At 71.5% G+C, this 18,242-nt stretch carries 23 protein-coding genes and 1 pseudogene; 10 read left to right on the top strand and 14 right to left on the bottom strand.

Features of this window, described 5'->3' with window-relative positions:
* Positions 1 to 229 precede the first annotated feature (229 nt).
* Positions 230 to 2,002, top strand: a complete 1,773-nt coding sequence (locus AB0K12_RS02185; RefSeq protein WP_364555036.1) for a biotin carboxylase N-terminal domain-containing protein — start codon at positions 230 to 232, stop codon at positions 2,000 to 2,002.
* A 167-nt stretch (positions 2,003 to 2,169) separates the two neighbouring features.
* Positions 2,170 to 3,546 carry a hypothetical protein gene (locus tag AB0K12_RS02180; RefSeq protein ID WP_364555035.1) on the top strand — a complete coding sequence of 459 codons (1,377 nt, stop codon included), beginning with the start codon at positions 2,170 to 2,172 and terminating at the stop codon, positions 3,544 to 3,546.
* Between the two features lie 128 nt (positions 3,547 to 3,674).
* Here AB0K12_RS02180 and AB0K12_RS02175 read toward each other — a convergent pair whose 3' ends face one another.
* Complete coding sequence (locus AB0K12_RS02175) at positions 3,675 to 4,085, bottom strand: VOC family protein (RefSeq protein ID WP_364555034.1); 411 nt, start codon at positions 4,083 to 4,085, stop codon at positions 3,675 to 3,677.
* Between the two features lie 80 nt (positions 4,086 to 4,165).
* On the opposite strand from AB0K12_RS02175, the gene AB0K12_RS02170 reads away from it, so the two are divergent.
* The 7 genes from AB0K12_RS02170 (at position 4,166) to AB0K12_RS02140 (ending at position 8,249) form a co-directional block, all read left to right on the top strand.
* On the top strand, positions 4,166 to 4,687 hold the full coding sequence (locus AB0K12_RS02170) for an AAA family ATPase (RefSeq protein WP_364555033.1): 522 nt from the start codon (positions 4,166 to 4,168) through the stop codon (positions 4,685 to 4,687).
* A 79-nt stretch (positions 4,688 to 4,766) separates the two neighbouring features.
* Positions 4,767 to 5,267, top strand: a complete 501-nt coding sequence (locus tag AB0K12_RS02165) for a SigE family RNA polymerase sigma factor (RefSeq protein WP_364555032.1) — start codon at positions 4,767 to 4,769, stop codon at positions 5,265 to 5,267.
* Positions 5,264 to 6,019 (top strand): hypothetical protein, encoded by a 756-nt coding sequence (locus AB0K12_RS02160; protein WP_364555031.1) that lies wholly within the window; start codon positions 5,264 to 5,266, stop codon positions 6,017 to 6,019. The genes AB0K12_RS02165 and AB0K12_RS02160 overlap by 4 nt, the downstream gene beginning before the upstream one ends.
* Entirely contained in the window at positions 6,016 to 6,621 is a 606-nt protein-coding gene (locus AB0K12_RS02155; protein WP_364555030.1) for a histidine phosphatase family protein, read from the top strand. Before AB0K12_RS02160 ends, AB0K12_RS02155 begins: the two co-directional genes overlap by 4 nt.
* Complete coding sequence (locus AB0K12_RS02150) at positions 6,618 to 7,148, top strand: GNAT family protein (protein ID WP_364555029.1); 531 nt, start codon at positions 6,618 to 6,620, stop codon at positions 7,146 to 7,148. Before AB0K12_RS02155 ends, AB0K12_RS02150 begins: the two co-directional genes overlap by 4 nt.
* Complete coding sequence (locus AB0K12_RS02145; RefSeq protein ID WP_364555028.1) at positions 7,145 to 7,636, top strand: NUDIX domain-containing protein; 492 nt, start codon at positions 7,145 to 7,147, stop codon at positions 7,634 to 7,636. The genes AB0K12_RS02150 and AB0K12_RS02145 overlap by 4 nt, the downstream gene beginning before the upstream one ends.
* Positions 7,637 to 7,679: 43 nt before the next feature.
* Positions 7,680 to 8,249 carry a putative glycolipid-binding domain-containing protein gene (locus AB0K12_RS02140; protein ID WP_364555027.1) on the top strand — a complete coding sequence of 190 codons (570 nt, stop codon included), beginning with the start codon at positions 7,680 to 7,682 and terminating at the stop codon, positions 8,247 to 8,249.
* Positions 8,250 to 8,310: 61 nt separating this feature from the next.
* Here the strand turns inward: AB0K12_RS02140 and AB0K12_RS02135 are convergent, their stop codons facing one another.
* The 3 genes from AB0K12_RS02135 to AB0K12_RS02125 form a co-directional block, all read right to left on the bottom strand.
* The gene (locus AB0K12_RS02135) at positions 8,311 to 8,697 is read right to left on the bottom strand and encodes a hypothetical protein (protein ID WP_364555026.1); all 387 of its coding nucleotides are present in this window, start codon (positions 8,695 to 8,697) and stop codon (positions 8,311 to 8,313) included.
* Positions 8,694 to 9,284: a sigma-70 family RNA polymerase sigma factor gene (locus AB0K12_RS02130; RefSeq protein WP_364555025.1), complete on the bottom strand. Its 591-nt coding sequence runs from the start codon at positions 9,282 to 9,284 to the stop codon at positions 8,694 to 8,696. Before AB0K12_RS02130 ends, AB0K12_RS02135 begins: the two co-directional genes overlap by 4 nt.
* Before the next feature lie 183 nt (positions 9,285 to 9,467).
* Complete coding sequence (locus AB0K12_RS02125; RefSeq protein ID WP_364555024.1) at positions 9,468 to 9,704, bottom strand: hypothetical protein; 237 nt, start codon at positions 9,702 to 9,704, stop codon at positions 9,468 to 9,470.
* A gap of 649 nt (positions 9,705 to 10,353) precedes the next feature.
* Here AB0K12_RS02125 and AB0K12_RS02120 point away from each other — a divergent pair.
* Positions 10,354 to 10,725, top strand: a complete 372-nt coding sequence (locus AB0K12_RS02120) for a hypothetical protein (protein WP_364555023.1) — start codon at positions 10,354 to 10,356, stop codon at positions 10,723 to 10,725.
* Between the two features lie 6 nt (positions 10,726 to 10,731).
* On the opposite strand, the gene AB0K12_RS02115 is transcribed toward AB0K12_RS02120, so the two are convergent.
* The 10 genes and pseudogenes from AB0K12_RS02115 to AB0K12_RS02070 all read right to left on the bottom strand — a co-directional run bounded on the left by AB0K12_RS02115 (position 10,732) and on the right by AB0K12_RS02070 (position 18,145).
* A complete protein-coding gene (locus AB0K12_RS02115) occupies positions 10,732 to 11,022 on the bottom strand; it encodes a gas vesicle protein K (protein ID WP_364555022.1) in 291 nt (96 codons plus the stop codon).
* A gap of 1 nt (position 11,023) precedes the next feature.
* Entirely contained in the window at positions 11,024 to 11,227 is a 204-nt protein-coding gene (locus AB0K12_RS02110) for a gas vesicle protein (RefSeq protein WP_364555021.1), read from the bottom strand.
* Positions 11,224 to 12,084, bottom strand: coding sequence for a GvpL/GvpF family gas vesicle protein (locus tag AB0K12_RS02105; protein ID WP_364555020.1), 861 nt, complete (start codon positions 12,082 to 12,084; stop codon positions 11,224 to 11,226). The genes AB0K12_RS02110 and AB0K12_RS02105 overlap by 4 nt, the downstream gene beginning before the upstream one ends.
* On the bottom strand, positions 12,077 to 12,403 hold the full coding sequence (gvpJ, locus tag AB0K12_RS02100) for a gas vesicle protein GvpJ (RefSeq protein WP_345396206.1): 327 nt from the start codon (positions 12,401 to 12,403) through the stop codon (positions 12,077 to 12,079). The genes AB0K12_RS02105 and gvpJ (AB0K12_RS02100) overlap by 8 nt, the downstream gene beginning before the upstream one ends.
* Positions 12,403 to 12,723 (bottom strand): gas vesicle protein GvpO, encoded by a 321-nt coding sequence (gvpO, locus tag AB0K12_RS02095; protein ID WP_364555019.1) that lies wholly within the window; start codon positions 12,721 to 12,723, stop codon positions 12,403 to 12,405. Before gvpO ends, gvpJ (AB0K12_RS02100) begins: the two co-directional genes overlap by 1 nt.
* 7 nt (positions 12,724 to 12,730) lie before the next feature.
* On the bottom strand, positions 12,731 to 12,955 hold the full coding sequence (locus AB0K12_RS02090; protein WP_364555018.1) for a gas vesicle protein GvpG: 225 nt from the start codon (positions 12,953 to 12,955) through the stop codon (positions 12,731 to 12,733).
* Between the two features lie 14 nt (positions 12,956 to 12,969).
* A complete protein-coding gene (locus tag AB0K12_RS02085; RefSeq protein ID WP_364555017.1) occupies positions 12,970 to 13,764 on the bottom strand; it encodes a GvpL/GvpF family gas vesicle protein in 795 nt (264 codons plus the stop codon).
* Positions 13,765 to 14,003: 239 nt separating this feature from the next.
* A pseudogene (gvpJ, locus tag AB0K12_RS02080) lies at positions 14,004 to 14,210 on the bottom strand (gas vesicle protein GvpJ); the annotation flags it as partial.
* A gap of 144 nt (positions 14,211 to 14,354) precedes the next feature.
* The gene (locus AB0K12_RS02075; protein WP_364555016.1) at positions 14,355 to 15,359 is read right to left on the bottom strand and encodes a LacI family DNA-binding transcriptional regulator; all 1,005 of its coding nucleotides are present in this window, start codon (positions 15,357 to 15,359) and stop codon (positions 14,355 to 14,357) included.
* Complete coding sequence (locus tag AB0K12_RS02070; protein ID WP_364555015.1) at positions 15,356 to 18,145, bottom strand: glycoside hydrolase family 3 C-terminal domain-containing protein; 2,790 nt, start codon at positions 18,143 to 18,145, stop codon at positions 15,356 to 15,358. The genes AB0K12_RS02075 and AB0K12_RS02070 overlap by 4 nt, the downstream gene beginning before the upstream one ends.
* Between the last annotated feature and the right edge of the window lie 97 nt (positions 18,146 to 18,242).

Raw genomic sequence — 18,242 nt, 5'->3', positions numbered from 1 at the left:
GAAGGGCCACCGCCCGTCGCCGGAGATATGCCGAGCGGCTATGGTCTACCCGAGGATTGTTCGGATCGAAAGGGAGGCCGCCCGCGCCTCCGACATGCCGGGACGACCAGCGGCGATAGGGTTCTCTTTCCCGGCCGACCGGGAGCCGGGCGCGTCCCGGGGCAGCTGCTCGACGCGGACGACGGCAGGCACGTGGAGCCGCCGAACCTAGCAGGAAGGACGAAGGCCGGTGCGGAAGGTTCTGATCGCCAACCGCGGCGAGATCGCCGTGCGAGTGGCCCGCGCGTGCGAGGACGCCGGCATCACCAGCGTGGCCGTCTACGCCGACCAGGACCTCGACGCCCTCCACGCCAAGGTCGCCGACGAGGCGTACGCGCTGCACGGGCAGACCCCGGCAGAGACCTACCTCGACGTGGACAAGCTCCTCGGCATCGCCCGCCGCAGCGGCGCCGACGCCGTCCACCCCGGCTACGGCTTCCTCTCCGAGAACGCCGCCTTCGCCCAGGCCGTCATCGACGCGGGGCTCGTCTGGATCGGCCCGCCGCCCGCCGCGATCGCCGCGCTCGGCGACAAGGTGCAGGCCAGGCACATCGCGCAGAAGGTCGGCGCGCCTCTGGTCGCGGGCACCAAAGACCCGGTGAGCGGGGCCGCCGAGGTGGTGGCGTTCGCCGAGGAGCACGGGCTGCCGATCGCCATCAAGGCCGCGTACGGCGGCGGCGGGCGCGGCATCAAGGTCGCCCGCCGGCTCGAAGAGGTCGCCGAGCTGTACGAGTCGGCCGTCCGCGAGGCCGTGGCCGCGTTCGGGCGGGGCGAGTGCTTCGTCGAGCGCTACCTCGACCGGCCCCGCCACGTCGAGACGCAGTGCCTGGCCGACGCCCACGGCGACGTCGTCGTGGTCAGCACCCGCGACTGCTCGCTGCAGCGCCGCCACCAGAAGCTGGTGGAGGAGGCGCCCGCGCCGTTCCTCACCGCCGAGCAGGTCGAGGTCCTCTACGCCAGTTCCAAGGCCATCCTGAAGGAGGCGGGCTACGTCGGGGCCGGCACCTGCGAGTTCCTCGTCGGCCAGGACGGCACGATCTCCTTCCTGGAGGTCAACACCAGGCTCCAGGTCGAGCACCCGGTCAGCGAGGAGGTCGCGGGCATCGACCTCGTACGCGAGATGTTCCGCATCGCCGAGGGAGAGCCGCTCGGCTACGGCGACCCCGCGCTGCGCGGCCACTCGATCGAGTTCCGCATCAACGCCGAGGACGCCGGCCGCAACTTCCTGCCCGCCCCCGGCACGCTGACCACGCTGCGCGCGCCGTCGGGGCCGGGGGTGCGGCTCGACTCCGGCTACGAGGCGGGCATGACGGTGCCGGGGACGTTCGACTCGCTGGTGGCCAAGCTGATCGTCACCGGCCGCACCCGTCAGGAGGCGCTCGAACGGTCCCGCAGGGCGCTGGCGGAGTTCGAGATCACCGGCATGCCGACCGTGCTGCCGTTCCACCGGGCCGTGGTGACGGATCCCGCGTTCGTGTCGGAGCCGTTCTCGGTGCACACGCGGTGGATCGAGACGGAGTGGGACAACCCGGTGGCGCCGTACGACGGGGACGTCGCGGCCGGCGAGGAGGCCGCCAGGGAGACGGTCACGGTCGAGGTCGGCGGCAAGCGGCTGGAGGTCGTGCTGCCCGCCGGGCTGGGCGCCGGGCTGGGCGCCGGGCTGGGCGACGCGGCCCCCGCGCAGGCCGCTCGCGGCAAGGCGCCGAGGCGCGCGGGCGGCGGCTCGAAGAAGGCGGCGGCCGGCGGCGACGCGCTGGTCAGCCCCATGCAGGGCACGATCGTCAAGGTCGTGGCCGGCGACGGCGACACCGTGAACGAGGGCGACACCGTGGTGGTGCTCGAAGCCATGAAGATGGAGCAGCCGCTGACGGCTCACAAGGCGGGCACCGTCACCGGGCTGACGGCGGCGGTCGGGCAGACCGTCACCTCCGGCGCGACGATCTGCGAGATCAAGGACTCCTGACGGTCCCTGATGGGGGCTTGGCCGGAGATCGACCCGACCGGGACCCAACCGGTGCCAGGCTGTTGCGCCACGGAGTGCTCCTGCGCGGCCCCGGACGGGTAGCGTGCCTCTTGAGGAACTTTGCCGACCGCCCATTCGTCCTCAAGGGCGAAGGAGGCTTGCTGCCCATGACCCACTCGCTGCGCCGAGCAGGGGCCGCGTTCGCGGCTCTGATCGCCGGTCTTATCGTCGTTCTTGCGCTGTCCCCTGCCGCCAACGCGGCGGCGCCACCGGATGCCGACACGGTCGTGTCCAACTGGAAGAAGGCGCCGCTCTATGTGGTGGCCGGCTCTGCCTTGTCGTCCGGTCAGGAGAGCGAGATCAACGACGCGCTCAAGGGCGCGGACACCAAGATCTACGCTGTGGCGCTGCCCGACGGCACGATTGACCAGTCCACCATTGCGCCCTACATGAGCCAGCTCAGCTCCGCGCTGAGCGAGGCGGGCCGTCCTAGTGCGACCATCGCCGTCATCGACGGCCAGACCCTTTTCGCCGGATCCAACGCTCTGAGCAAGGGCCTGGCAGGCAACCTGGCCACCCGCGCGGTCAACGCCAACTCGGGCGACATCGTGGCCGGCATGAAGGACTTCACCAACCGCGTCGACATGGCCGCCAAGGGCGACCGTTCCGCGCTCGACTCCGGCAGCCAGGCCAACCCGGGCGCCGGCGGCACCGGAGCGCTGATCGCCCTCGGCGCGCTGGTCCTGGTCGGCGGTGGCGGCTACTTCCTCTACTCCAGCAACAAGAAGAAGAAGCGGGCCATCCAGGAGGCCAAGGACCTCGCCGCGGTCAAGCAGACCGTCGAGGAGGACGTCACCAAGCTCGGCGAGGAGATCACCGCCGTCGACACCGACGTCACCCTGGCCGGCGAGGGCGGCAAGCACATCGAGGAGTGGCAGACCGCCCTCGACTCCTACGAGAAGGCCAAGACGCAGCTCGCCGCCGTGCAGCGCGCCGACCAGATCCGCGAGGTCACCCAGACCCTCGAAGACGGCCGCTACGCGCTCGCCGTGGTCAAGGCCAAAGTCGGCAACGAGCCGATCCCCGAGCGGCGCGCTCCCTGCTTCTTCAACCCGCAGCACGGCCCGTCCGTCCGCGACGTCCGCTGGGCTCCGCCCGGTGGCGCCGTCCGCGACGTGCCCGCCTGCAAGATGGACGCCGAGGCGATCGAGCGCGGCTTCGACCCCCAGATGCGGGAGGTCATGGTCGACGGCCAGCGGCGGCCCTACTACGACGCGGGTCCCGCCTACCAGCCCTACGCCTCCGGCTACTACGGCGGCTTCGGCGACATCATGACCGGCATGTTCATCGGCACCATGATGGGCAGCATGCTCAGCGGCGGCTGGGGCATGGGCGGCTACGGCGCCGGCTACGCCGAGGGCTACTCCGACGCGGGCGGCGGCGGAGACTTCGGCGGCGGTGGCGACGCCGGTGGCGGCGGCTGGGGTGACTTCGGCGGCGGAGGCGACTTCGGCGGCGGCGACTTCGGCGGCGGCGACTGGTGACCATCGGTCCCTGACCACAACCGAAGCCCCGGACCAGGTTTCCCTGGCCGGGGCTTCGTGCTTCCCGCGAACCGGCGACCCGGCCGCCGGTTCGCGTTCTCGGTGGCCCTCCTCGGCGGGGGCGCGGGTCACCCCTTCAGGGGCTGGTGGAGGCGGACGGTGTTGCCCGCGGGGTCGCGGAAGGCGGCGTCGCGGACGCCGTAGGGACGGTCGATGGGTTCCTGGAGGACCTCGGCGCCGGTGGCACGGACGCGTTCGAAGTCGGCGTCGATGTCGTCACTGCTGAAGACGATCATCGGCAGCAGGCCCTTGACGAGCAGTTCGCGCAGCGCGTCACCTTCGGCCTCCGAGCGCCCCGCGTACGCGCTGGAGAGCACGATCTCGGGCCCGCCGTGCACCGGGTCGCCCAGGGTCACCCACTGCTGCTGCCCGCCCCCGACGTCGCTGCGTACCTCGAAGCCGAGCCCGTCGCGATAGAAGGCGACCGCCTCGTTCATGTCGTCGACCGTGATGTGGCAGTACTGAAGTGCGAGAGTCATGACCGTCACGCTAGGCCGCATCACCCCGGCCGGGCTTCTCGAAACCTGACCGGTTGACGATCACCGAGGAAGGCATCTCCATGAACTCTCCTGACGTGGCGCTCGTCGTCATGGGCGGCCTGCCCGCCACCGGCAAGACCACGCTGTCGCGGCTGCTCGCCGGGCGGCTGCGTGCGGTGCATCTGCGGGTCGACACCATCGAGCAGGCGATCGTCCGCTCGGGCCTCGCCGAGCACCCGATCGGCCCCGCCGGGTACGCCGTCGCGTACGCGCTCGCCGAGGACCACCTGCGGCAGGGCCTCACGGTGGTGGCCGAGTCGGTGAACCCGCTGGCCGTCACCAGGGACGCGTGGCGCGAGGTGGGCGTACGGGCCGGGGTGCCGGTCACGGAGGTGGAGGTGGTCTGCTCCGACCAGGACGAGCACCGGCGGCGGGCGGAGTCGCGTCGGCTCGACATCCCGGGCCTGCGCCCGCCGAGCTGGCGGGAGATCGTGGAGCGCGCGTACGAACCGTGGGCCCGCGCCCACGTGACGATCGACACCGCGGGCCACGGCCCCGAGGAGTCGGCGGGCGAACTGCTGCGCGTGCTCGGGCACGGCTGAGACATCTCGGAATCGCTGTCAACCGTACGGGCCTCCCTGCCGGTATTCATCAGCGAAGGCGACGAGATGGAGACGCTGCATGGATGACGGGTTCGCGGAGTACGTGGCACATCGGCACGCACGCCTGTGCCGGATGGCCTACCTCCTGTGCCGGGACTGGGGCGCGGCGGAGGACCTCGTACAGACCGCGCTGGCTCGGGCCTGGCTGGCGTGGCGGCGGGTCGAGGGCGACCCCGACCCGTACGTCTACCGCATCATCGTCAACACGCACGCCTCCTGGTGGCGGCGGCGCTGGCGTGGTGAGGTGCCTGCGGAGAGCCTGCCGGAGACGGCGGACCCGCGCGATCGCGCCGCGGAGGCGGACGACCAGGCGGCTTTGTGGAGCGCGATCGGCGCGCTGTCGCCGCGCCAGCGGGCGGTGGTCGTCCTGCACTACTTCGAGGGGCACACGCTGACCCAGATCGCCGGCATCGTCGGCTGCTCGCCGGGGGCGGTGAAGAGCCAGCTCAACCGGGCGCTCAACAAGCTCCGGATCGATCCTGACGTACGAAGCGTGCACGTGGAAGGGGCGCGGCGATGAAGCACACGGAGAGCGAGCTGGAGCGGCTGCTGGACGAGCGGAGCCGCAGCGCGGCGCCGTCCCCGGATCTGGCGGCGATCGTGCGGCGCGGCAGGCGGGTCCGGCGCGGCAGGCGGGCGGCGTCGGCGGGCGCGGCGCTCGCGGTCGCGGCGGTCGCCCTCATGTACGGCCTCCCGCCGGCCCCTTCACCGGCTCCTGTCGCGCGCCAGCCCACGGACACGGTCAGTCTCCAGCCGGAGCTCCCGCTGCCGGAGACGTTCCGCGTGAAGCTGGGCGACAAGGACTTCACCCTGCCCCTCCTCCACTCCGAGCGGTACGAGACCATGGGCGTCCCCCGGACGGTGACCTTCTCCCCGACCAGCAAGGACACCGCGCACATGGTGGTCTGCGACGACCCGCGGGCGTGGGTCGTCACCAGGAGCTCACTCAAGGGCGGGGAGATGGGCGGCGGCGCCGGCAGGTGCGGCAAGGGATCGGGCGGGCATCACGACAAGCTGTCGGCCCCCGAAGGCTGGCTCGAACGCCCGCAGAAGATGCAGATCTGGGTCTTCCCCGCGGACGCCCCCATCGAGCGCGTGGCCGGCGAGGTCAAGGCGTGCCGGCCGGACATGAGCGAGGACGTCTGCGCGCGGCTGCGCGCAGACTCCCCGCTGATGCTCCCCGAGGTGCTCGAGCGGCTGTCGGCCGAGGTCGGCGAGCGCCCCGGCCGCTGGGCCGTCGCCATCTACGACCGCGCGAAGGAGGGCGAGTGAGCGTCCGCCTGTGGTGCCTGCGGCACGCCGAGTCGGAGAACGTCGTCACCCGCGCGTCCGGCGCCCTGCCGCACGCCGAGCTGACCCCGCGCGGCCGCGACCAGGCGGCCGCGGCGGGCCGCCGGCTGCGCGGTGCGGGGATCACCCACGTGTACGCGAGCAGCGCTGTCCGCGCCGCCACCACCGCCGAGATCGTCGCAGGGACGCTCGGTCTCACCACGACCCTGCTTCCCGAGCTGGCGGAGGTGGGTCTCGGCCGTGCGGAGGGCTCGCAGGACGCCGGGGTGCGGGCGCGTACGGCCGAGGTGCTGCGGGCCTGGGTCGTGGACGGCGACCTGGACGAGGCGGTGGCCGACGGCGAGGACGGCCACGCCGTCACCGGCCGCGTCGCGACCGCGCTGACCGGCATCGCGGCCCGGCACGACGGCGGCACCGTCGCGGTGGTCGGCCACGTCGCCAGCCTGACCGCCGGGCTCGCCGTGCTGTGCGGGCTGGGCGGGCGCGTGTGGGGGGCGCCGCTGCCGCACGCGGAGCCGTTCGCCGTCGAATGGGACGGAACCGCCTGGCGCTGCGGGAGCTGGCCTGCAGAATGTCTGATGTGATCTATCTTGCGGAGGGTGACCGGGTGGCCCTGCGTTACCTGTGCCTCCAGGACTTCGAGGAGCTCACGGCCCTGCACCGGGAGAGCGCCGACCTGCTCGCCCGGTGGATGCCGGGGCCGCCCATCCTCACGTACGCCGCCTTCGAGGCGTACCTGGCCAGGTTCGACGAGCCCATGCACGAGGGGTTCTTGATCTGCCGGCGCGACACCGGCGCGATCGTCGGCCGGGTCAACGTCAACAACATCGTCCGCGGCACCCACCAGTGCGGCACCATCGGCTACTCCGCGTTCGCCTCGACCACCGGGCGCGGCTACCTGACCGAGGGGCTGCGGCTGCTGGTGGGGCACGCGTTCGGGGACATGGGGCTGCACCGGCTGGAGGCCAACATCCAGCCGCACAACCAGCCGTCCATCAACCTGATCAAGAGGGTGGGGTTCCAGCGCGAGGGGTTCTCGCCGAACTTCCAGTACATCGACGGCGCCTGGCGCGACCACGAGCGGTGGGCCATCACCGTGGAGATGACGTGAGGGAGACGGCCCGCGTCCTGCTGCTCGACGGGGCGGACAGGATCCTGCTGTACCGCGGGCTGCTGCTGCAGGTGGACGAGCCCTCGTACGCGTGGTTCACGCCCGGCGGCGGCATCGACCCCGGCGAGAGCCCGAGCGAGGCCGCCGCCCGCGAGCTGCGCGAGGAGCTCGGCCACGTGGTGCCGCCGGAGGCGCTCGGGCCGGTGGTGGCGACCAGCGAGGGCGGCTGGACGGTGGGCGGCCGCCGGCACCGCGCCCGCGACCACTACTTCCTGCTGCGCGTGGACGGGCTCCAGGTGGACGACTCCGGCATGGACGACGACGAGCGCGCCTCGACCGACCGGTTCCAGTGGTGGACGGCGGCCGAGCTGGCCCGCGCCGACGAGCCCGTCGTCCCGTCGGGGCTCGCGCCCCTGGTCGAACGCCTCGCCGCCGGCGACCGCCCGGCCACGCCGATCGTCCTGCCCTGGCACCTGCTCTCAGGGTGATGGGGGTTGATCACGTGAAGGGGCGGCGTGGCAGGATCGGTGCGTGACCTTCGCGCCGCTGCCCGAGACCGCCGCCTGGCGGCACGTGACCGCCCGTACCGGCTTCGAGGTCGCGTACTTCCGCCCGCATGAGGGCGGGCATCGCATCGAGGGCTGTACGACCGCCGTCGAGGACGGCCGTACGTGGGCGGTTGACTACACGATCGAGGTCGACACCTCGTGGGCCACCCGCCTGGCCAGGGTCACCAGCCGCACGGTGACCGGCACCCGCCGCACGTTCCTGGAGTCCGACGGCAGGGGCCGCTGGCAGGTGGACGGCTCCCCCGCCCCCGACCTGGACGGCTGTCTCGACGTCGACCTGGAGTCCTCGGCGATGACCAACACGTTCCCTGTGCACCGCCTCCGCCTGGCGACGGGCTCAGGCGCCCCGGCCCCGGCCGCGTACGTCCGCGCCCTGGACCTGTCCGCGGAACGCCTCGACCAGCACTACACCCGCGCGGGCGACGACACCTACGACTACGCGGCACCGGCATTCGAGGTCGCCTGCCGCCTCCACTACGACCCTTCGGCCCTCGTCCTCGACTACCCCGGCCTCGCCACCCGCGCGCTCTGACCGCCGGCCCCACAAGGGCGGCAGGTGCCCCCATCGCCCGCCGCCGTTGCGGGAGTCCTGATCAGACTCGGTCAGAACCTGTCAGCCGCTCCGCGGCGGCCCCGCCGCCAAGACGGGGTCGCCGCCAGAGCAGGCTGACGCACATGAGCATGCAGATCAGCGGTGCCACCGCCAGCGCAGGCGGTGTACTCGCCCAGGTATGAGCCGGGCGCGCCTCGTCGCCGCTGCTGTCCTGATCGTGATCGAACAGACCGCGAGCTTGCGCCTCCGCGCGCAGGCGCTCGAGTCCGGCTTCCACGTCAGGGGCCGGGCACTCGGTCTCCGCCTCGAAGCGTCGCAGGCGGCGGATCAGGCTCGTCCATCGTCGCCGGCTGGGACGGCCGGCGCCGAGAATGCCGACGAATGATGTCAGCGCGTCCCGCGATTTTTCCCTTAAGGCCGGAATCATGAGCCTCCTTTCTCTAAGACCTCCCGGACGTGTGCGATCTCCGGCGTTCCCGTGAGCTTCCTGAGCGCGTTGCGCCGGTGCACCCGGACCGTCTCCGGAGTGATCCGCAGTTCGCGGGCCGTCTCACGGGTGGACAGACCGATGAGATCGTACGCGATCACTTTTTGCTCGTTGCCCGCTAAAAGCACGGCCACGGCATTCCATACCTCCCTGTAGAGATCTTTCATCTCGATGGCGTTGTCCGCCGGTTCTGGCGCCGACAGGACGGCCGTAAGTTGTTCCCAGGTTCGCTCCGGGAACGTCTTGCAGCGGTCGTTGCTCCGCTTCCTTATCTCCTCCAGCACGACCAGGGCGGTCGTCGTGGAAAGCCACTTGAGCCGCTTCTTCTCCGGCTGGAGGGTGCGGATGGTCGACCACCGATCGATGATCTTGAGGTAGACCGTCGTGGTCACGTCGTCGATGTCCTGGGCATCGCCTCCCAGACGTTTGTAAACCATGCTCCTGGTCCTCGCGACGGTGTCGCGATAGAACTGTTCGACCTCACGCCTATGAGCAGACGGGAGGGGAGCGGGATTTCCACTCGCCATGCGCAGATCCTTAAACGGCCCGGGCGAACAACCGGTCGCCACGGGGAACTCGACAGGAGAAACTCCATGACGCCCGTTCACGCCCCGGACGCGTACCTGCGCATCCAATGGTTGTGAATCGCGGGCGGAAGCGTTTAGACACTCGGCGCCGTCGCGAGAGCTTCCGCGTCGCCATCGCGCCCCCTACCGGCCGATGACGCGGTTGAAGAAGAGGACGGCGCCGCCGAAGGCGCCGCCGCCCACCAGAACCGCCTGCGGAGGCGGCGCGGCGGCCAGGAAGGCCAGCACACCGGCGGCCAGGCCGATGAGGGCGGCGAACAGCATGACCACGGCCGAGCGCAGGTCGACCAGTGGCTTGGCCACGCCGTCGCCCTTGACGGCCGGCGGCGGCTCCGAAGACACGTTCTCCTGATGCGGCATCAGGTCCCTTTCAATACCTTCATAACACTGTGTAGCTTTTCGATGTCACTGCGTACGCCCATCGGGATACGCGCGACCCGATCTCGCAGGGCTGTCCTCTGGGAGACGGCGCGCTCCTCGCGGGGACACGAGCCGGACACCGCAGCGGATCGCGCGGCACCGGTACCCTTTGTGGCCGAAGCGCCATCAGCTTGTAGCCTTCAGGCTCCTCGACCGTTCGTACCAGTAAGTTGCGAAATGCGCTGCCAGCGTTTACTCGCCGAGGCCAGAGGGTTATGCCGCCCCCCGCCGCTGCAAACGAGTGGCAGGAAGAGGCCGCTGATGCCTCCTGTGCCGTAATGGTGCCCCGCCGCGCACGGGAGGCCAAATCGGAGCAGGCACGCGTACGGCACACGAGGGCACAGGACAGCGCGTTCACGATCAATACCCGTCCGTGATCTGCCGTTTTCGTGAAAGTGGTTGCACGATAAGGCCGCGAAATCACAGCGTTGATGCTGTGATTCATCCCCCAGCTCCGCATTCGCCCACGGCACTGCTCCACGACGCGCTCGGACATTACGCAAAAACCACCGGCTGGCGCTGGAATATCCGCATAACCGATATTTCCACCAAGTCATCCCAGAACGCCCCTGGCGGCGCCTCACCTCCGGTGGCGCGCCTCGACCTCGACCACGCCGGCGCGCTCCGTCTGGCGACGCTGCTCTACAACGCCTGCCTCCCCGTACGCCGGGAGCCTTCCGACGCCCGCCCCGAAGCGCTCCCTGTGCTGCCCGACCTCAGGCCCGGCCAGGGTTTCCTGGACACCCAGGGCACCGCCCGCTACCTCGGGACGGCCGCCAGCACCATCAGGTCATGGACCGCGCGCGGCGGCCCCAAGCACCATCCGTTCCCGCACCCGACGCTGCGCCATCAGCGACGCAACTACTGGTGCCTCCCGGTCATCGAGCAGTGGCGCACCGAGGAGAAGGAGCTGGACAGGATCGCCCGCGAGACCCGGCGCCGGGGTCGGCCCACCTCGTGATCGTCGTCAGCTCGACGGGAGGAGGGTACCCAGGGGGCCGAGGTCGAGGTTGAGGTCCTCCGGGGTGAGGTCGAAGCGGTCGCAGAGGTCGCCCATGGCCTCTTCCAGGCGCATCAGGGTGACACCCAAGGTCTCGATCTGCTCGTCCGTCAGGTTGCCCTCCTCCATGCGGCGAACGCACTGGCGTTCCACGAGCTGGCGGATCAGCTCGATGAGGGTCAGGACGAGGCGGGACAGGTCGCGCTCGACCGTCTCCGAGTCGGCGGCGATGCGCCAGCGGGGCTTGTCCGCGGTCACGTCAGGTCCTCCCTTCGAGCTCGTCGACCGAGGCGATCAGGGCGTTCAGGGAGATGCGGACGATGTCGATGTCGGCGATCGACAGGACCAGGTCGCCGGTCAGCACGACGCCGCCCGCCAGCAGCCGGTCCAGCAGGTCCACCAGGGCGATCCGTTCGGGCGGCAGGTCGTCGGTGGCCACCACGTCCCGCAGGGGCGTGGTCATGTCGTCTCCATGACCGTGAACGAGTACGGCGCCCACGGGCCGGTCAGGCGGATCTCGACGCCGTCGCCGCCGAGGGTGCCCGCCAGCTCGGCGAACTCCGTGGCGCGGGCCTCGTCCACCAGGTACGCGCCGTTCAGCAGCATCCAGTCGTGGCGGCCTGACAGGCGCGGGTCCTGGGGGCGGTGGCGGCAGCCGTCGGCGGCCAGGGCCGACAGCGTGCGGTGGATGTGGTCGGCGCGGCGCAGCGCCTGCTTGCGGAGCTGCTCCCGGCCGCGCAGGCTCGCCCTTCGTCGCTCCAGGTACGCCCGCCCCGGCCGCCCGTACGTCCCGTCGTCGCGGCCATGCCTTCCGCTCGCCGCCACCGGCGGGGATGGGTGGGCGGGTGACCCCGTGTCGGGGCCGGCCCCTTCGGCGGCACGCCGGGATGAGCGGGTTCCGGCGGCTTCAGGTGCCGTCTCCTGCCCGGGGTCGGAGAGGGTGGTGTAAACCTTGACGCCCCATTCGTTGCGGCCTGTGACGTGCGACAGGACGCGGTGGAAGGCTGTTCCGCGGCGGGTCAGGAGGTCCTGGACCTGGTCGTCGCCGGCGTAGACCGTGACGAGACGGACCGGGGCGGTGGTGGTGGCGGCGGCGACCGCGTCCACGACGCGGTGGTGGGCGCGGGCGGTCTCGGCCAGCCAGTCGAGGTCCTCAAGGCTGCGGCGCAGCGGCTCCTCGCCGAAGGTGTCGAGCGGGACCGAGCTCACGTACGCCACCAGACCGCCGTGTTCGATCGTCCGGACGGGCGCGCCCGCCACGCCGGCCGGGGTCGAGAGGGGTTCGCGGGCGACCGCGTACAGGTACGTCCCCTCAGCCACCGACTTCCTCCCGCCCCTCGGCGACGGCCAGGCGGCGGCGCAGGCGGCGGTTCTCCTCGACCAGCTCGCGGTCGCGTCCGGACAGCCAGGGGTCGTGCGCCCACCAGTCGATGCCCAGCTCCCTGGCGGTGTCGACGGAGGCGATCAGCAGCCTCAGCTTGATCGTGAGGAGTTCGATGTCCAGCAGGTTGACCCGGATGTCGCCGGCGATGACGATGCCCCGGTCGAGGACGCGTTCGAGGATGTCGCCGAGGTTGGCGGGTTCGCGGTTGGCGGGGCCCGACCCGTACGTGGGGCGGACGACGGGACCGGAGGTCATCACGCCTCCCCGAAGTCGGCGTTCGACCGCCGGTAGCGCCGGATCCTCCGATATGACAGCAAGGTGCCCTCCATATCCATCTCCACCCGATAGAGGGCGAGCATGTCGCCCGAGGACGGGATGCGGCGGTCCTCGACGAGCTCGACGTCCACCAGCCAGCCGTCGTCTGCCGGGACGACCGAGGTGACGCCCTCCGGTTCCTTCTTGGTCAGCTCGGCGATGTGCCGCATGCCCGCCTCGCCCGCCGATGCGGCGTCCAGCACCTCGACAAGCTCCTCCTCGCCGTCCAGCTCCTCGGTGTCCGACCCCTTGGCGCTCACCTCCGGCTCACCTCCCCATCGCCAGCCGCAGGACCTCTTCGATGGCCCGGCGTTCCTCTTCCTCCGAGATCTCGCCGGCCTGTCTGGCCGCCTCAATCGCCTCAAGCCGCCGGCGTACGGCGGCGGGGTTGCGCAGCTCGCGCTCCGCCTGGTCCTGGATCATCTCCGCGAGCCTGACCAGCCCGCGCACCGGCGCGAGCGGCCAGGTGAAGATCAGCGAGATCAGACCCACGGGCCGTACCCCCTTCAGCCCTGCGCGATGACGAAGTCGTACGGCGCCATCGGCCCGATGAGCCGCAGCTCCACGCGGCCCTCCCAGCGCTCGCCGAACTCCTTCAGCGCCCGATCCAGCTCCTTCTGCTGGTCGGACTTGACGAGCAGGGCGATGTGGGCGGCGTCCCATTCGTGGGACGGCTCCCTGAGCGAGGCCTGCAGGTAGTAGCCGGACAGGCCGTCGAGCAGCAGGCGGGTGTCCATGTCCCGCTTGGCCTCGACGGAGGCGGTGATGATCTCGCCGAGCCTGATGCGCTCGTTGCGGGTGGCGTCCTCGGAGGTGCCGCGGATGGCGTCGCGCAGGCCGGCGGCCTCCGGGCTCTCGGCGAGGATCTCCGTCAGGACGGGCCCTTCGGCGTAGCGGCCCTTGACGACGTACTGGGCGCTGCCGGCCAGCTCGTCGAGGGCGGCCACGAAGTCGTCGTGGTGGGGTGCGAGCAGCTCGTCCACGACGGCGCCCGTGTCGGACAGCACCGCCCCGAACCGGAACGGCAGCACGGGCCCCTTGGCGGCCACGCTGTCCAGCAGTTCCTCGTGGGCCAGCAGGTCGTCGGGACGGCCGAGCGGCTTGTCCACGTTCACGCCGCTGACGACGGCCGCGATCTCGCCGTGCTTGACGAGCCGCACCTCGCCAGGAGGCTCTCCCAGCCCCTTCTGGTCGCGGCTCACCTCGGTCTCCGCCGGGACGATGCCGTAGACGTACGTGGCGAGGTTCTGGATCTCCTGGGTGGCCTGGCCGGACCCGGAGACGTTGGTCGAGCGTCCCATGGCGCTTGCTCTTCCTCTCACTTGAGCCGCATCTTCCTGGTGGGGGCGCTCCGGGGTTCCTTCTTCTCGTCGGCCTGCCCGGCCTCCTCGTCCGACCCGCTCAGCTCGCGCTGCTCGTCGCCTTCGACCATGCCCTGGATGACCTCCTTGGAGGCGTCCTGGCCGGAGCCGCCGCCCTTGGCCAGGCCGATGGCCTCGGGCAGGCTCTGCTCGCTCTGGGACATGTCCAGCCGGTTAGCGGCCTCGGCGAAGCGCAGGTAGGTGTCGACGCTGGCCACGACGACGCGCGCGTCGATGGTCAGGATCTCGATGCCGACGAGGGACACCCGGACGTAGGCGTCGATCACGAGCCCCCGGTCGAGGATCGTGTCGATGACGTCGGCGAGGCCGGTGGGGCCCCGCCCGCCGCCCTGCCCGGCCGACGCCGGCTGCACTGACGTAGTCATAGTGTGGTTCTCCCTCCGCCTCACCCGGCCTGCCCGGTGAAACCGACACGGAACCACATACGATCGAAAACCGGACAGATTTGGGATACGCCTCGCTTACGAGTGATGACTCACCGCGAATATTGAGGCGCGAGGGTGTTTACCTCAGCTGCTCGCGCGTACGGCCAGCTGGGGCGGCAGCAGCGTCGAGTCGGGCACCACGCGGCCCTCCAGCTTGTCCATCACCAGCCTGACCGCCTCCCTGCCCACCTCCTCGGCCGGGATCAGCACGGAGGTCAGCGGCGGGCTGGCCCGCTCGGCGACGTCGTCGGGGCAGATCGCCACCACCGCCACGTCGTCGGGCACCCGGCGGCCGAGCTGGCGCAGCGCGGCCAGCACGTGGCCCACCGCCGACTCGTTGTGCACGACGAGCCCGGACAGGCCGGGGTGGTCGAGCAGCAGGTCGCGGACGGTCTCGTACACCTCGTCGAACGTCTCCTCGCAGGGCAGCGCGACGCCCTCGATGCCGTGCGTGCCCAATGCCTCGACGAAGCCCTCGCGGGTGCGGGTGGCGAAGCCGGTGCCGCGGTCGTAGACGACCGAGGGCGCGCCGAGCAGCGCGATCTCCTCGTGCCCGCGCTCGGCCAGGTGCTCCACGCAGCGCGCGCCGGCGGCGCGGAAGTCGAGGTCGACGCAGGTCAGCCCGGCGGGCTCGGCCGGGAAGCCGATGAGGACGCTCGGCTCGGGCAGCTCGCGCAGCAGCGGCACCCGCAGGTCGTCCAGCTCGACGTCCATCAGGACGAGCGCGTCCACGAGCGCGCTGGCGGCCACCCTGCGGATGCCCGCGGTGCCCTCGTCGGCCGTCAGCAGCAGCACGTCGTGGTCGAAGCGGCGGGCCGCCGTCACGACCGCGCTGGCGAAGCGCATCAGGACGGGCACGTGCATGCCGGCGCGCAGCGGCAGCACGAGCGCGATCACGTTGGAGCGCTTGCTGGCCAGCGCGCGGGCGCCGGCGTTGGGGTGGTAGCCCAGGGCGCGGACGCTGTCGAGCACCCGCCGCCGGGTGTCGGCCGAGATCGTACGCTTGCCGCTCAGCACGTACGACACCGTGCTCACGGCCACGCCGGCGTGCTTGGCCACCTCCGCGATGGTGACCGTGCGCCCGCTCAAGCCCCGGCTCCGAACTCGATCACCGTCAGCGTCACGCCCTCGTTCTCGAACACCACGTACAGATCGTGCACCCCGTCCACGCCTTCGAGGGAGACCGGAATGGCCTGATGGTCGTACCGGCCGGTCCTGGGCACGGGGAAGCCGGCCGGCGCCGGGCCGTGCAGCGGGTCGCCGAGCCGGACGGTGATCACGCCGCCCTCGGTGCTGCCCGCCCTGGCCACGCACGTGGTGACGCCGGTCAGGTCGACCTCGCGGAACAGGATCCAGGCGCCCTCGGCGTCGGAGCGCACGGCGTCGCCGTCCGATCGGCCCGCGTCCACGAACGTGATCGCGTCGTACTCGTCGTGGCAGGCGGCGCGCAGCGGCCCGCGCTGTGGCGGCACGACCTCGCCCTCGACCTCGAAGCCCGCGCTCAGCCGCAGGTCGGTGGCGCTGCGGCCGGCCATGAGCCGGTGCGGCGCACGCTCGACGACGAACCTGCCCCTGGTGACGTCCCAGAACGCGAGATCGGAGACCGGCAGCCGCAGCTCGACCGTACGGCTCTCGCCCGGCCCCAGCCGCACCTTCTCGAACCCGCGCAACCGGCGCAGCGGCTGCTTGACCCGGGAGCGCTGCTGGTGGGTGTAGAACTGCACGACCTCGACACCGGGCCGCGGCCCGGTGTTGGTGACCGTCACCTCGGCGTGCACCACGTCGCCGTCGAGGCGGACGCGCAGCCCCGTGTAGCCGAACGTGGTGTAGCTCAGCCCGTGGCCGAAGGGGTGCAGGGGGACGCCGCGGAAGTACTGGTAGGTGGCGTCGGAGGCGATGATGTCGTAGTCGAGCAGGTCGGGCAGCTCGTGCTCGGAGCGGTACCACGTCTGGGTCAGGCGGCCCTCGGGGTCGGCGTCGCCGAACAGCACCTCGGCCAGCGCGTGGCCGTACTCCTGGCCGCCGTGGGCCGACCAGAGCACGGCGGGCAGGTCACCGGTGGTCCAGGTCAGCGGGTAGCCGCTGGTGAGCACGAGGACGGTGCGCGGGTTGGCCTCGCGCGCGGCGCGTACGACGGCGTCCTGCGCGGGGGCCAGCGCCAGCGTCAGCCTGTCCTCGGTCTCCCTGCCGTTGACCAGCGGATGGTCGCCGGCCACCACGATCGCCACATCGGCCTCCGCGGCCAGCCTGGCGGCCTCGGCGGTGCCGCTCCTGACGACGTCCATGGCCAGCCAGACGGCCTGGTCGGCGTCGTCCACGAGGCGCAGCACGCCGTCGTCGGCGGCGCCGACGTAGCAGCCGGTCGAGATGTGGCGCAGGGCGAGCGTGCCGCGCGGTCGCTCCTCCATGCGGAACGTCTGGCGCACCTCCCACCCGTTCGGCCCCGGCTGGTCGTTGACCAGGGTGGTGCCGTCCACCGAGACGAACCGGCCGGTGGTCACGGAGCGCAGCGCGTACGCGCCGCCGCCCCAGTCGAAGACGTCGAACAGCCCCGCCTCCGGCGCTCCCACGCTGAGCGGCCCGCCGGCCGGGTCGGCGGCGACCGGGCCGGACTCGGCGGTCAGCGTCACCCGGTCCACCGCCTCGCAGAACACGGTCTCGCACCGCTCGGCCAGCCCGGCGCGGGCGGTGACGGCGTACGGCAGCGTGCCGCTGTACCAGTCCTCCATCAGCGTGTCGCCGAGCTGCCCGAGCACCGCGACCTTGCGGACGTCGCGCAGCGGCAGCAGCCCGTCGTTCTCCAGCAGCACGAACGAGCGCCGCGCCGCCTCCCTGGCCAGCGCCCGGTGCTCGGGGCAGTTGACGACGGAGTCGGTGACGTCGTCGTACGGCGTCGCCGGGTCGAACTCCCCCAGCCGGAACCTGATGGCGAGGGCGTGGCCGGCGGCCTGGTCGATGTCCTGCTCGGTGAGCAGCCCCTGGTCGAGCGCGGCACGCAGGTGGCCGAGCGTGGCCTGCGCGCGGTCGTCGTCCTGGGTGAAGCTGTCGAGACCGGCCTTGACCGCGTGGGCGTACGCCTCGGGCAGCGTGTCGTGGTAGCCCTGCAGTCCGGTGAGGTTGCCCGGCGCGTACGCGTCGCTGACCACCAGCAGGTCGCCGGGGGCCCAGGCGCGCAGCACCTGCCCGATGAGCGGGCTGAGGTGCGCGGGCCGCCCGTTGACCAGGTTGTACGACGGCATGACGGCCACCGCGGCGCCCGACTCGATGGGCTGCTTGAAGGCGGGCAGCTCGTACTCGTGCAGCACCCTGGGCGGCAGGTTGCTGGAGGTGGCGCAGCGGTCGGTCTCGTTGTTGTAGGCGAGGAAGTGCTTGAGCGTGGGCGCGGTCTTGAGCACGGCGGGCGGCCCATCGTCGTCGGGAGCGCTCCCACCGAGCCCGCGCGCGTACGCCGTGGCGAGGACCGAGGTCAGCCACGGATCCTCGGAGTAGCCCTCCTCGTTCCGCCCCCACCGCGGGTCGCGCAGCGGGTTGACCACCGGCGCCCACACGTTGAGCCCCGCCCCCGCCGGGTCCTTGTGGTGGCAGGCCACCACCTCGTCGCCGGCCGCCGCGCCCACCCGGTGCAGCAGGTCAGGGTCCCAGGTCGAGGCGAGCCCGATGGCCTGCGGGAAGACGGTGGCGGGGCCGAGCCAGGCCAGGCCGTGCAGCGCCTCGGTGCCCGTACGGAAGGGGCCGATCCCCAGCCGCTCCACCGGCGCCTGGTACTGGTGCAGCAGGCCCAGCTTCTCCTCGATGGTGAGCCTGCGCAGCACGTCGCCGATCCGGTCGTGAAGGGGGGCCGCTGGGTCGCGGAAGGGGGGTTCTTGCATGATCATCCCTCTGAGAGTGTCGAAGCGCTTCGACGACCGGCCTGGGGAAGTTACGCGGAAATTTCAGTGGATTGACTGAAGGGTGCACGCCCATGTGACCAAG

Origin of the sequence: Nonomuraea sp. NPDC049419, assembly GCF_040676995.1 — a bacterium.
GTDB lineage: Bacteria > Actinomycetota > Actinomycetes > Streptosporangiales > Streptosporangiaceae > Nonomuraea > Nonomuraea salmonea.
This window is presented reverse-complemented; position numbering and strand designations above follow the sequence as displayed.

Bases quoted from the DNA above. Each gene is read 5' to 3' on its own strand.
- AB0K12_RS02180 (WP_364555035.1), top strand. From the start codon at position 2,170: ATGACCCACTCGCTGCGCCGAGCAGGGGCCGCGTTCGCGGCTCTGATC.
- AB0K12_RS02175 (WP_364555034.1), bottom strand. From the start codon at position 4,085: ATGACTCTCGCACTTCAGTACTGCCACATCACGGTCGACGACATGAAC.
- AB0K12_RS02170 (WP_364555033.1), top strand. From the start codon at position 4,166: ATGAACTCTCCTGACGTGGCGCTCGTCGTCATGGGCGGCCTGCCCGCC.
- AB0K12_RS02165 (WP_364555032.1), top strand. From the start codon at position 4,767: ATGGATGACGGGTTCGCGGAGTACGTGGCACATCGGCACGCACGCCTG.
- AB0K12_RS02160 (WP_364555031.1), top strand. From the start codon at position 5,264: ATGAAGCACACGGAGAGCGAGCTGGAGCGGCTGCTGGACGAGCGGAGC.
- AB0K12_RS02135 (WP_364555026.1), bottom strand. From the start codon at position 8,697: ATGATTCCGGCCTTAAGGGAAAAATCGCGGGACGCGCTGACATCATTC.
- AB0K12_RS02130 (WP_364555025.1), bottom strand. From the start codon at position 9,284: ATGGCGAGTGGAAATCCCGCTCCCCTCCCGTCTGCTCATAGGCGTGAG.
- AB0K12_RS02125 (WP_364555024.1), bottom strand. From the start codon at position 9,704: ATGCCGCATCAGGAGAACGTGTCTTCGGAGCCGCCGCCGGCCGTCAAG.
- AB0K12_RS02110 (WP_364555021.1), bottom strand. From the start codon at position 11,227: ATGACCACGCCCCTGCGGGACGTGGTGGCCACCGACGACCTGCCGCCC.
- gvpJ (WP_345396206.1), bottom strand. From the start codon at position 12,403: ATGACCTCCGGTCCCGTCGTCCGCCCCACGTACGGGTCGGGCCCCGCC.
- AB0K12_RS02085 (WP_364555017.1), bottom strand. From the start codon at position 13,764: ATGGGACGCTCGACCAACGTCTCCGGGTCCGGCCAGGCCACCCAGGAG.
- AB0K12_RS02070 (WP_364555015.1), bottom strand. From the start codon at position 18,145: ATGATCATGCAAGAACCCCCCTTCCGCGACCCAGCGGCCCCCCTTCAC.